11 protein-coding genes are annotated in these 12822 nt (G+C 55.1%); 5 read left to right on the top strand and 6 right to left on the bottom strand.

The features are described from left to right. The first annotated feature begins 886 nt into the window (after positions 1-886). Positions 887-1153 (top strand): putative hemolysin, encoded by a 267-nt coding sequence (locus tag Q1L34_RS14750; protein ID WP_004861238.1) that lies wholly within the window; start codon positions 887-889, stop codon positions 1151-1153. On the opposite strand, the gene hslJ is transcribed toward Q1L34_RS14750, so the two are convergent. From hslJ to Q1L34_RS14735, 3 genes are all read right to left on the bottom strand, one after another. Next, on the bottom strand, positions 1150-1572 hold the full coding sequence (gene hslJ, locus Q1L34_RS14745; RefSeq protein WP_004861241.1) for a heat shock protein HslJ: 423 nt from the start codon (positions 1570-1572) through the stop codon (positions 1150-1152). The genes Q1L34_RS14750 and hslJ overlap by 4 nt on opposite strands. 125 nt (positions 1573-1697) lie before the next feature. Next, on the bottom strand, positions 1698-2687 hold the full coding sequence (locus Q1L34_RS14740; protein WP_004861243.1) for a 2-hydroxyacid dehydrogenase: 990 nt from the start codon (positions 2685-2687) through the stop codon (positions 1698-1700). Between the two features lie 145 nt (positions 2688-2832). Then, positions 2833-3333, bottom strand: a complete 501-nt coding sequence (locus Q1L34_RS14735; RefSeq protein ID WP_015584476.1) for a DedA family protein — start codon at positions 3331-3333, stop codon at positions 2833-2835. 415 nt (positions 3334-3748) lie between these two features. On the opposite strand from Q1L34_RS14735, the gene Q1L34_RS14730 reads away from it, so the two are divergent. From Q1L34_RS14730 to Q1L34_RS14720, 3 genes are read left to right on the top strand one after another with little or no spacing between them, the layout of a single operon-like run. After that, on the top strand, positions 3749-6388 hold the full coding sequence (locus Q1L34_RS14730; protein ID WP_327204128.1) for a YdbH family protein: 2640 nt from the start codon (positions 3749-3751) through the stop codon (positions 6386-6388). Beyond that, on the top strand, positions 6385-6570 hold the full coding sequence (locus Q1L34_RS14725; protein ID WP_004861256.1) for a YnbE family lipoprotein: 186 nt from the start codon (positions 6385-6387) through the stop codon (positions 6568-6570). The genes Q1L34_RS14730 and Q1L34_RS14725 overlap by 4 nt, the downstream gene beginning before the upstream one ends. 7 nt (positions 6571-6577) lie before the next feature. Beyond that, positions 6578-6901 carry a YdbL family probable chaperone protein gene (locus Q1L34_RS14720; protein WP_004861259.1) on the top strand — a complete coding sequence of 108 codons (324 nt, stop codon included), beginning with the start codon at positions 6578-6580 and terminating at the stop codon, positions 6899-6901. A gap of 91 nt (positions 6902-6992) precedes the next feature. On the opposite strand, the gene Q1L34_RS14715 is transcribed toward Q1L34_RS14720, so the two are convergent. The 3 genes from Q1L34_RS14715 to feaR all read right to left on the bottom strand — a co-directional run bounded on the left by Q1L34_RS14715 (position 6993) and on the right by feaR (position 10808). Further along, complete coding sequence (locus tag Q1L34_RS14715; RefSeq protein WP_004861262.1) at positions 6993-7427, bottom strand: PTS mannitol transporter subunit IIA; 435 nt, start codon at positions 7425-7427, stop codon at positions 6993-6995. After that, positions 7417-8862, bottom strand: a complete 1446-nt coding sequence (locus Q1L34_RS14710) for a sugar porter family MFS transporter (protein WP_260990113.1) — start codon at positions 8860-8862, stop codon at positions 7417-7419. The genes Q1L34_RS14715 and Q1L34_RS14710 overlap by 11 nt, the downstream gene beginning before the upstream one ends. A 1037-nt stretch (positions 8863-9899) precedes the next feature. Continuing rightward, complete coding sequence (gene feaR / locus Q1L34_RS14705) at positions 9900-10808, bottom strand: transcriptional regulator FeaR (RefSeq protein WP_004861269.1); 909 nt, start codon at positions 10806-10808, stop codon at positions 9900-9902. Positions 10809-11042: 234 nt separating this feature from the next. Between feaR and Q1L34_RS14700 the strand changes: the two genes are divergently transcribed. Continuing rightward, the gene (locus Q1L34_RS14700) at positions 11043-12542 is read left to right on the top strand and encodes an aldehyde dehydrogenase family protein (RefSeq protein WP_004861276.1); all 1500 of its coding nucleotides are present in this window, start codon (positions 11043-11045) and stop codon (positions 12540-12542) included. The last annotated feature ends 280 nt before the right edge of the window (positions 12543-12822 follow it).

The raw sequence follows: 12822 nt of genomic DNA, 5'->3' as shown, positions 1-12822 counted from the left end.
TGAAATAAACTCTCTTTTGCGGGTGTTAATATCAGCTCAACATTGCTGGATTAACTACGGAATGGTTAGCAAAAGTCAACCTGGAGAGTTTTTATGCAAAAATCTACCCGAAAAACCCTTTGTACAAAGCGATGGTCACGGACGCCTGAATCACAGGACCTGCAAAAAGATCGGTTTGATCCACTTTGGTCAGAGCATAAAGACAGCGGTTGCCGTAAAAAAGAGTGGAAAAAAGCGGGCTTAACGTTGTGCAGTAAAAATTCCCCCCTGAGATCTGATTGATATTTTTATTAGATTTTGCCTCCTGTATAAAAATCAGGAGGCGGTCTGCCTGGGGATTTTAATTTTAAGGACCATTGGCTGGTTGAGATTATATTTTAGGGTATATCTAAAAATGCCGAACTTTAATGAAAAAAGGTGACCTGGTCGTTGGCTTGCAATTTGATAATAGCATTAACGCTATGATGTCGCCGGCTGGTGGATAAATAGCTGAGCGGGATAACCTTCCTGGCACGATCCGAGCTCCGTAGAGAAGGGGCGGGAGAAGGGCGTCATGACAACCCTGCCATCTGGCGGGGTTTTATCGTTATGGGCGGCGGCATCCTGGTCGCGAGAGCAAACGCTCTTTTCTCATCACAAGTACAGCCGTTTTGACGGCGATAGCCACAGCCCGCCTGGAGGACCGCGGCCAGCGGCGTGCATCGCGGGGATGGATGACCCACAGCATGCCCGTCATTTTCCCTGACAAGATCAACGATCGGCGGAAAATTTGCTAAGAAATGTTAATGGGGCGCATAAATACGTATTTCGCCTCTCGACGTCAGGCGCTGCGCTGCCTATTATTCTTGGGTTTGTTTATTTTGGGAAGTTTCTGAGGGGAGAGACGATGCGAGCAGCGTTTTTAGTAGGGTGTGCCGCGTTATTATTGTCGGCCTGTAGTAGCGAACCTGTTCAGCAGGCAACCGCGGCACACGTGTCGCCGGGAATGCGTGCCGCGATGAGCAGCTCAGGGCAGGCGAACTGCGCGATGATTGGCGGCTCATTGTCCGTGGCACGACAGCTTGATGGTTCGGCGATCGGCATGTGCGCGTTACCCAACGGCAAGCGCTGCAGCGAACAGGCGTTAGCGGGTGGAAGCTGCGGTAACTACTAGTTGACCAGGTCGGCGAGTTTATAGACCAGAGTCTGATCGGCAGTGGCCAGCGTCAGCTGATTTTCCGTCAGGTCAACCTGTGCGCCATCGCGCAGCATTTTGCTCAGCGTATTATCCAGCGTATTCAGCTGAGAATCGGTGCACAGCATACGGGTCATCGCCAGCGTTTTGACCTTCAGCTCGCCGCCGCTGATTTTGCCTTTACCGCTAAAGCGGTTGCACATGTTTCCTGAAACATACATATCTTCGCCAAAACTCAGCTCCAGCGGTTTGGCTCCCGCCGCCAGCGCCTGGCCATTCACGCTGGTCAGGACGAAACGATGGTGCTGAAGTTGCTCCGCGCCGGTGGAAACTTTGCTGTTGTAGACACAGCCAGATAACAGCATTCCTGCCGCCAGCAGTGCAGCAAACTTGTTCATTTTTCCTCCAAAAACATTTATCACATCTATTAAATACGCACAGTTTAACTTTACTGCAGGCAATTTCTGTGGGGGTTATCTGAAAGTGCCCCCCGTGGAAGGAGGGCACAAAAGGGAAAGGACGATCAGACCAGCGCGTTCGGGCAGGTTTCGCCAGCATCGACCTGGCGCAGGTTATCGAGGGTCGTTTGTGAAATGCTGATCAGCGCCTCGGCGGTCAGGAAAGCCTGGTGCCCGGTGAACAACACGTTATGACAGGCAGAAAGGCGACGGAAGACGTCATCCTGAATCACGTCATTGGACTTATCTTCGAAGAACAGATCGCGTTCATTCTCATACACGTCCATGCCCAGCGCCCCGATTTTCTGGTGTTTCAGCGCATCGATCGCCGCCTGAGAATCAATCAGCGCCCCGCGGCTGGTATTGATCACCATCACGCCGTCTTTCATTTGCTCAAACGCCGCATGATTCAGCAGATGGTAGTTCTCTTCCGTCAGCGGACAGTGCAGGGAGATCACGTCGGACTGCGCATACAGCGTCGGCAAATCAACATACTCGACGCCAAGATCCAGCGCCGCGGCGCTTGGATAGGGATCGAACGCCAGCAGGCGCATGCCAAACCCTTTCAGAATACGCAGCGTGGCGACGCCGATTTTGCCCGTCCCGATCACCCCGGCGGTTTTACCGTGCATGGTAAAGCCGGTTAAACCTTCCAGCGAGAAGTTAGCATCGCGGGTACGCTGGTAGGCGCGGTGGATACGGCGGTTCAACGACATCATCATGCCGATGGCATGTTCAGCCACGGCCTCCGGCGAATAGGCGGGAACGCGGACAACGCGCAGACCCAGCTCTTTTGCCGCATCCAGATCGACGTTGTTAAACCCGGCGCAGCGCAGGGCGATGTACTTCACGCCATGCGCTTTCAGCTCTTCCAGTACCGGACGGCTTCCGTCATCGTTGACAAAAATGCACACGGCTTCACAACCGTTGGCCGTTTTCGCGGTTTTTTCGGTTAACAGGAAGTCGAAAAATTCGAGTTCAAAGCCATATGTATCATTAACATGCTGAAGGTACTTTTTATCGTACTGCTTCGTACTATACACAGCGATTTTCATAAGACTTTTCTCCAGTGATTATACCGTCACGGTAGCATATTTAAAATAATCGTACAAATATTAAAAATTAGTTTGGCCTGGCGGGTATCTAATAATTCTAGAGCATATCACTGAGTTGAGGTATCTCTTTAAAACACAATGTATTTTACCAAAAACTGAAGCTGAAGGCACCGGGAGCCAGCAGAAGCAGCGGCCAGAGAAGTCCCGAGCTGACATTGGCCAGTTGAAAACGCCAGAACGGCGTGCCGCTGACGCCGCTGGCCAGGGGGAGGGTGGCGCGAAGCGGCGAGAGAAAACGCCCGAAAAACACCGCCCATTCGCCGTGGCGATGGAGAAAGGTCAGGCTACGGGCCAGCCGATCGCCGCGCAGCCAGCGAAGTCGTAGCAGACGATGCTGATAGTACCGTCCCAGCCACCAGGAGATCCAGAATCCACCGATTGCCCCCAGGCTGGCGCTGAGCCACATAAATAAGAAGTGATTCAGGCTGCCGGAGGCGAGCGGGCCGAGCAGCAGCAGCCCGGATGTGCCCGGCACCAGCAGGGAAATCAGGGCACAGGATTTGCTGAACGTCAGCAGGAAGACCAGCAGCAGCAGGAATGAATAGTGGCGCTGGGCATACTCAATAAGCGAAACAAAAAACTCCACGGGATCCGCCCACTTGTTAGATCGATTCCCGCGAGTGTGACAGGCGCTGGCTAAATGGCGGTTAAATAAGCGGATGGCAACAATTCACCATAACGATGATGTCGCAGCAACTATTCTTAGAATCTATCCCGACTGGGCTATCGGCGCAGGCCGTTTGCACGCGGACAGCGCGGAGAAAACGGAGCGTACAGGAAGTTGCTGGCGATTTGCATCGCTTCGCTTACCCTGCGGGCCGCGCTGAAGGGCGTGCAAGAATCGCGCGTTGTGAGCTCTGCCCGGGGCAAAATGACAAGCAAAATAGCCCGGATGAGATAGGCTCTTAAGCGGGATAGAAACTTTAACTCACTGGTCGAACGTGCCACAATACGCGCTACTTTCGGCTTTTACTTTTGTTTAATCAGGATATTAACTGCCCATGAAGGGTAAATATAAAGCCGCCATCGCGCTATTGTTAGCACTTATTCTGCTACCGCTGGCCTTGTTGTCGACGCTTACCCATTGGGTACCTACGCTGGCCGGGATCTGGCTGCCAGAGGGAACCCGCATTTCGCTGCACGACAGTCCGCGCCTGACGCGTTCTGCGCTGCGTATTCCCGATTTACGCTATCTGGTCGGCGATTGCGAACTGGCCCGCATAACCAATGCCCGACTCTCACATCCCAGCCGCTGGCGGCTGCAGGTTGACGAACTTGATATCAATAGCGCCTGCCTGAGCAAACTGCCGGAAAGTGAACCGGCATCCGGCGCCCCGCGTACCCTGGCGGAATGGCAGTCCATGCTTCCCTATAGCTGGTTGACGATTGAAAACCTGCGTCTCTCGCCGTGGGAAAAGTGGCAGGGTCGGCTGGTCATGTCATTGACGCCGCAGCAGCAGGATATCGGCTACAGCGGTAAAGAGATGACGCTGCAGGCGCGCCTGCGCGGGCAGGCGCTGACGGTGAGCGACTTTTCCGCGCAGCTGGTTGAAGGACAGGCGCCGGTGAAGCTGGTCGGCGAGTTTCATATGCCGCTGGTGCCGGACGGTTTGCCGGTAGACGGTCATCTGCTCGCCACGCTCGAATTCCCGCAGACGGCAGGACTGGTTGATGCGGAGCTGGAGTGGCAGAAAAACCGTGGGCAGCTGCTGGTTACGCCGCGCGGCGATGTGCAGCCGATGCTCGATTTACCCTGGGAAATCACCCCGGAACGTATTGCCATCAGCGATGGTCGCTGGAGCACCGAGTATGCCGGATATCCGCTGAGCGGCCGCGTGGCCTTGTCGGTTGGCAACTGGCAACAGGGCACCGAGCAGATGCGGGTCAGCGGTCGTCTCAACGTTCTCACCCACGGGGAAGCCGGGAAGGGGAACGCGGTACTGACGATTGGCCCTGGCAAACTGAGCATGGACAACAGCGACATGCCGTTGCGGTTAACCGGCGAGGCCAAGCTCGGCGACCTGATTGTCTATGCCGTGCTGCCGGCGAACCTGACTGGCCCGCTGACCGCGCCGTCGCTGGTGTTCCATCCCGGCGCGCTGCTGCGTTCCCGCGGGCGGGTCATTGATTCGCTCAACATTGACGAAGTTCGTCTGCCGCTGGCCGGGGTGAAGGTGACTCAGCAGGGCGTGGACGGCCGTCTGCAGGCTATTCTGCGCGCGCACGAACAGCAGATGGGCGACTTTTCGCTGCACCTTGACGGTCAGGCCGACAACTTTATGCCCGACAGCGGCCGCTGGCAGTGGCGTTACTGGGGCGAGGGCCGCTTCACGCCGATGCAGGCCAAGTGGGACGTCAAAGGGGCGGGGGCGTGGATAGACAATTCGATTGTGCTGAACAGCCTGTCGACGGGCTTCGATAAGCTGCAGTACGGCACGATGCTGGTCAGCACGCCGCGGTTAACCCTGGATGAACCGGTGCACTGGCTGCGCGGCGAACAGCACCCCAAACTGACCGGCGCGCTATCGCTGGACGCGGGTAAAACCAGCTTTAGCAGCGGCAGCGAACTACCCCCCTCCACGTTAAAGTTCAAGATCGACGGACGGGATCCCACCTGGTTTCAGTTTAGCGGGGCGCTCCACGCCAATAAGATAGGTCCCGTGCGGGTCACCGGGCGTTGGGATGGCGAACGTCTGCGGGGCCAGGCCTGGTGGCCAAAACAGTCGTTAACCGTGTTTCAGCCGCTGGTGCCGCCAGACTGGAAAATGAATCTGCGTGAAGGAATGCTGTATGCGCAGGTAGCCTTCTCCGCGGCGGCAGATCAGGGATTTGAAGCCGGCGGCCACGGCGTCTTAAAAGGCGGCAGCGCCTGGATGCCTGACAATCAGATTAATGGCGTAGATTTTGTTCTGCCTTTTCGCTTTAGTCAGGGGACCTGGCAACTGGGAACCCGCCGACCGGTGTCGCTGCGTATTGGCGAAGTCGTCAACCAGGTGACGGCGAAAAACCTCTCGGCGGATCTGCAGGGCTCCTGGCCGTGGAGCGAGCGCGAACCGCTGCAGTTGAGCAACGTCAGCGTGGATGTTCTCGGGGGTAAGGTGACCATGCAGCAGCTGCGTATGCCGCAGCACGACCCGGCGCTACTGCGTCTGCAGCAAATTTCCAGCAGCGAACTGGTGAGCGCGATAAATATCAAGCAATTTGCCATGTCCGGCGCATTTAACGGCGCGCTGCCGCTGTGGCTGAACAATGACAAATGGATCATTAAAGACGGCTGGCTGGGTAACCCGGGGCCGATGACCTTACGTCTTGATAAGGATATGGCGGATGCGATGGTCAATGACAATATTTCCGCCGGTGCGGCGATTAACTGGCTGCGCTATATGGAGATCTCCCGTTCATGGACGCGCATCGATCTCGATAATCTGGGCATGCTGACGCTGAAGGCGACCATCAGCGGAACCAGCCGCGTCGGGGAGCAGAGTAATACGGTGCATTTAAACTATTCTCATCAAGAGAATATTTTTGACCTGTGGCGCAGTTTACGTTTTGGCGACAATTTACAGGCATGGTTTGAGCAAAATGCGGTGCTCCCCGTGCGCAGCTGTACGGACAGTAAAAAGTGTAAGGAACAACAATGATGAAATTGCTAACGCCGGTGCTGATGACGATGCTGCTGGCGGGCTGTACGCCACGAATTGAAATCGCGGCGTCAAAAGAGCCGATCACCATCAATATGAATGTCAAAATTGAGCATGAGATTCATATCAAAGTGGATAAGGATGTTGAAGAGTTACTGAAGTCGCGTAGCGATCTATTCTGAGGTGGCGATGAGAAAACGACTGTTAACGGCGGCGTTGGCGCTTGGCCTTCTCAGCTCATCGGCGCTGGCGCTGACGCTGGGGGAGGCTCGGGAGCAAGGGCGGGTCGGCGAAACGCTGAATGGCTATCTGGCGCCGCTGCGTCAGGATAAGGAAACGCTGGCGCTGGTCAAACAGATCAACGCGGCCAGAAGTGAAAGCTATCAGCAGCTGGCGGATGATAATAACCTGCCGGTGGATGAGGTGGCGAAAATGGCCGGACAAAAACTGGTCTCGCGGGCACAGCCGGGGGAGTATGTTCAGGGACTGAATGGTCAATGGCTGCGGAAATAACGCGCCGGCGCTTTTGCCTGGCAGGAACGGCCGCTGATGAGACTCCCTTTCATCAGCGGCGGCGGGGCCTGACGGCGATTAAGCGTCAGGGTTAGCGGTGTTGTTGTAAAATCGTCAAAAAGTCTTGTTTACTGGAGATCAATGACAGCGCATTTGCAATGATTTCATCGCTGAAAATAGAAGCGATGTCCTTCAGAACATCAATATGCTCTTTCTCTTTGGCAATCACGCCAATGGCGATAAACATGACGTTGCTTCTGTCCCAGATGACGCCGTCCGGGAACTGAAATATTTCTATTCCGGTTTTCAGAATGATATTGGTCGCGGATTTCGGCAGGTGCGGAAGCGTAATGCCATTGCCTAAAAAAGTGGACACCTGACGTTCCCTTTCATCAAGAAAAGCGGTGCAGTTTTCGCTGACGTAGCCTTTCTTTTTAAATTCCTCGCCGAGCAGGGTCAACACTTCGGCCTTATTTTTCGCCTTGTAGCCAAGGTGAAGGTTCTCTTGCGTAATATTAGCGATCATTGTGAACGACCTCCGCGCCGTTATTCACCCGCGCATCATATTTATTAGACGATAACTCTTCTTCTAATTGTTCCAGCGATTTGTTCGAGGTTTCCGGGAGCGCCGTGACCACAAAGATAATCGCGATATAGTTGATGGCCGCGAAAATCAGGAATACCGGACCAAGGCCGAGTTTGGCCTGGAGCAGCGGAAACAGGTAGCTGACAACGGCATTCATGATCCACATGAAAAACACTGAAATCCCCATCGACAGGCCGCGGAATTTCAGCGGGAACAGTTCGGCCAACACCACCCAGGTAATAAAGCCCATTGTCCCCTGCATGACCCCGACAAACAACGCGCCGAGCAGCCAGATCGCCGTCGCTTTGATATCGCCAACCAGCGTGTAATCGACGCCGGCAATGATCAGGTGCAGCGTCGCCATAATGGCAAAGCCATAAATAATGATGGTTTTGCGTTTAAAGCGATCAACGAGGAAGAAGACCCCAACCAGCATTCCCCCCACCGAGAAGACCCCGTTGAGCACGTTGCATATTAAGGAGGTTCTTTCTGAGAAGCCGGCCGTACTCAGGATTTCGGTGCCATAGTACATAATGACATTGACCCCGGTGGTCTGCTGCAACGCGGCCCAAATGATGCCCACCAGCAGTAATTTAAAAATCCACGGCGTGCTGAGAATGGTCAAAAACGCGTTTTGCGTACTGAATTTGCGATCGGCTTCAACTTTGATGAGGGTCGAAATATCGGCAAATTCTTGCGCCGCGCGTTCCGGCGAGCGGATCTGCTTTAATACTTCCAGCGCTTCCTGATGACGGTTTTTGCTCACCAGCCAGCGCGGGCTTTCCGGAGAACGCAACATTCCGACAAATAAACAGATAGCCGGGATGGCCTGCACCATCAACATATATCGCCAGACGTCGGGAAGGTGGCCCCAGATAATACCAATTACGGCGTTGATGGCGAATGCGGCAAGCTGCCCGATAACAATGGCGACCTCATTCAGCCCCGTGAGTTTACCGCGCATTTCCGTGGGGGCAACTTCAGAAATGAACGTCGGTGCCGTGACGGAAGCGCCACCGACGGCATATCCCAGCAGAAAACGGGATAGCAGCAAGACGGTGATATCCGGGGCGAGGGCTGACATTAATGCCCCGACAAGGAAAATAAAGGACAGGCAGAGCAGATATTTGCGTCTGCCAAAATAATCGGCGAGGGTTCCACCAAAAACGCTGCCAATAGCGGCGCCCACCAGCAATACGCTCATGACCAGACCTTCCGTTGTCGGCGTCAGGCTCATATATTGCTTCAGTGAAGAAAATGCACCATTAATAACCCCGGTGTCATAGCCGAATAGCAGGCCGCCAAATGTTGCCACTAGCGTTATTTGGTGAAGCCGCTTTCTTTGCTGTACGTTCAGTTTCATGATAGCTGACATTTTCATACCTTTTATTTTCATTAACAGCACCGGTCATTCTGTTTCTCTTCGCTCGCGGCTACAGTTTTATCCTGTCGAACGATGGCGGAGGGAAACGAGATGGGCGGTGCGATTATTCGTCTTCATCGCCATATGCTGAGGAGCAACGGGCGATGAGGCGTGTTTTTGATTGACGGTGTGTTATCAGTGTCTCTGGATTGTGTGTGGCATCTGCGATGCTTGCTGTCGACATTCACACGGTTACCCGACAGCGCTTGTGCACAGAACAGACTGTGCGAATCCGGTACCGCGTCTGGCCCTCGCTCTTGAAGCGATGAAAGCCAACCTGCGGTGCAAGGTGTCTTGCTGACGCCTCGTTGTGCTTTGTCACCGGCGTTCCTTTCAGTGGAAAAACCGTCGTAACCGATAGGTAATCGATGACATGACAACGCTCCCTGCCGTCCGACGTGTTCAATCTTCTTTCTGTGTCCTTCATGGTCTCCTCCGTGCTTGCGGGTTTGCGTACCGCCGAGAGTGGACAGATTGCGTTCTATCGAAGGGTAATATGACACCTGCTAATGAAATAAAATCACAAATAGATCACAATTTGAAAATTTCATTTCATTTCATTTTGTTTGAAGCGAAACAAATTTCTCTTTATGAGAAAAGATAATGTTTTTATCTAATTGATTTTAAAAGATAATATTTGATGGGTTTTATGGGGTTGTCAAAAATAAGCTATTGAATTAAAAGTTAAATTTTTGATACGAGTCACGCTTTTAAATCCATGCAGTTATTAATGAAATTAAAATTCCATTTTATATTTTTTATACGCTTTTGTTTTTTTCACGGCCAGACCCGGATCGGGCGGGAACAGGGGCGAAATGCGCGGCACGAGGCCTGCGGGGGAACAAAGCGGACGTCAGGCGCGGCACCCGGTAACGGACAGAGGAATCAACAAGCGGCGGTGGCAACAGGAGGCGCTGCGACTGGAAGCGGCAGCCGGACAGCGGCGGGGGGGGGAGGCCGGAAGTCTGCGGCCCATTGCCGTATAAAAATCAGCGGCAGCGCTTGCGGTATTCCCCGGGCGATACGCCAAAACGCTGTTTGAAAGCGGTCGAGAAGTGGCTGTGGTCGCTGAATCCCCAGCTATAGCCAATTCCCGCCAGCTTTTCGTCATCACGGGCATTGTGCAATGCCTGCGCGCAGAGATCGAGACGCCGGTTCTTAATATATTGTGCGACCACCAGCCCCTTGTCGGCAAACAACCGGTACAGACTCCGAACCGACATACCGGTCTCGCTGGCCAGCCACTCCGGACGCAGATGTTCCGCCTGAATGGACTCATCAATTAAATCCATAATCTTCTGAAACTGCTTCTCCCTACGCGACGGTCGGGGGTCGTGATGATGCAGCATCGGACGCAGCAGGCAGACGATGGCCTCCAGCGCCGCGGCACTCTCACTTTCCGACAGCTCCGGGCTACACATGCTCTCCTGCAGCAGCCGCTGACTGAGCTGGACCATCGGCAGCGATTTTTCCAGCCGCGTGGCAATGCTTATTTCACTGCCGCGCAGCTGTTGCTCCAGCAGCTGTCGGGGCAGTAGCAGGGAGGCCTGGCGCGAAGTCTGCTGCCAGAAAATAGAGCAGGGGCGAGATGCGTCAATCAGGGTGATGTCACCGGCGTCGAGGACCACCTGGCGATCGTCCTGCTCGATGGCCGCCTGGCCGGAGAGCTGGAAGACGGTATAAAACCAGTCGTCATTGCTGCGCTTAATTTCGTTGCGGGTGCGGAACAGATTGACGCCGCTGGCGGTGACGGTGCTGACTTTCAGCGTGCCGGCATAGCTGGCGTCAATCTCCCCGTGAAAGCGACCTTCCAGCGGACGAGCGGCAAAATGGCCGCAGACCTGATTGATTTTCGCCAACCAGCGCTGGTAGTCCTGTCCGTGCTCCGCCGTCGCCATAGTCTGTCTCATGTAAACATAATGTTTTTGCATTGTTGCATTTACACAGTGGCATACAAGAGCGAGGCGCGGAGTATATGAAAGAACTATTACCTGAGGCACATTTCTGCGTCCGCAATATGTTGAATTGCGGCGGCTGTCACAGCGGCACAAACGAATGTCACAGAGAAAAAAGCGCGAACGTCAGCCGCGTCGTAGACTGAATTCACGATCCGTGAGCAATAAGGAAGCGATATGTCCACAGCACAGGTAGCGCTGCTTGCCAGCGTTCAACAGTTTTTAGACCGCCAGCATGGCTTATATATCGACGGTACCCAGCAGGCGTCGCAGAGCGAACAGCGTCTTACCGTCTGGAACCCGGCAACCGGGCAGGCCATCGCCAGTACGGCGGATGCTAACGCGGCCGATGTCGATCGCGCGGTAATGTCGGCGTGGCGCGCCTTCGTCGCCCGCAGCTGGGCTGGGCGCACGCCGGCCGACCGCGAACGTATCCTGCTGCGTTTTGCCGATCTGGTCGAGCAGCACGGCGAAGAACTGGCGCAGCTGGAGACGCTGGAGCAGGGGAAATCCATCCAGATTTCTCGCGCATTTGAAGTGGGCTGTACGCTGAACTGGATGCGTTACACCGCCGGGCTGACCACCAAAATCAGCGGGCGCACGCTCGATGTGTCGATTCCGTTCCCGCAGGGCGCACGCTACCAGGCGTGGACGCGCAAAGAGCCGGTGGGCGTTGTCGCCGGTATCGTGCCGTGGAATTTTCCGCTGATGATCGGGATGTGGAAAGTGATGCCGGCGCTGGCGGCAGGATGCTCTATCGTCATCAAACCATCGGAGACCACGCCGCTGACGCTGCTGCGCGTTGCCGAGTTGGCCACCGAGGCTGGGATCCCGGACGGAGTATTTAACGTCGTGACCGGCAGCGGCGCCGGATGCGGCTCGGCGTTAACCTCTCATCCGCAGGTGGCGAAGGTCAGCTTTACCGGCTCCACCGCAACCGGTAAGCATATCGCCAGGGTGGCCGCCGACCGTCTGACCCGCGTGACGCTGGAGCTGGGGGGAAAAAACCCGGCGATCGTGCTGAAAGACGCCAATCCGGAGTGGGTAATCGAAGGGCTGATGACCGGCAGTTTCCTCAATCAGGGGCAGGTCTGCGCCGCCAGCTCACGCATCTATATTGAAGCCCCGCTGTTCGATAACCTGGTGAGCGGTTTTGAACAGGCGGTGAAATCGCTGCAGGTGGGACCGGGGATGCTGGAAACGACGCAGATTAACCCGGTGGTGTCAAAAGGGCACTGCGAGAAAGTGGCGGCTTATCTCGATGAGGCGCGTAAGCAAAATGCCGAGCTGATCTCCGGGCAGGTCGGGCCGGATTCGCAGGGCTATTACATTGCGCCAACGCTGGTGATCAACCCGGATGCCGGGCTGCGTCTGAGCCGGGAAGAGGTCTTTGGACCGGTGGTCAATCTGGTACGCGTCGCCGATGGTGAAGAGGCGCTGCGCCTTGCTAACGACAGTGATTTTGGTCTGACCGCCAGCGTCTGGACCGGCGATTTGACACAGGCCCTGAGCTACACCGAGCGTCTGCAGGCCGGGACGGTATGGGTCAACAGCCATACGCTTATCGATGCCAACCTGCCGTTTGGCGGGATGAAGCAGTCCGGAACCGGGCGCGACTTCGGCCCGGACTGGCTGGACGACTGGTGCGAAACGAAATCGGTCTGCGTGCGCTATTAACTCTCGCCTCAGCGCCTGACGCCCGGAGTTCGAACACCGGGCCGGGCGCGCTCCCACTTCTCTTTCTTCTTTGCTATATGTCTGAGTCAGCCGCGGTTTCTCGTAAAGAGTCCGAAAAAGGGTATCGGTATCATGCCTGGCGATGTCTCCTCGCGGGCAGCCCAGAAATCAAAATTATCTCCCTCTATGCCGACGACTACCTGCCAGTCTCTGCACCGGCGACGGCAGTCACGTTTGACGATTGCCCTCCTGAGGTGATTGCCGTCTGCTATTTTTACTT

Source organism: Klebsiella ornithinolytica, from assembly GCF_030505655.1.
Taxonomy (GTDB): domain Bacteria; phylum Pseudomonadota; class Gammaproteobacteria; order Enterobacterales; family Enterobacteriaceae; genus Klebsiella; species Klebsiella ornithinolytica.
The sequence above is the reverse complement of the archived record's forward strand: the minus strand, read 5'-3'. Positions and strand labels throughout refer to the sequence as shown.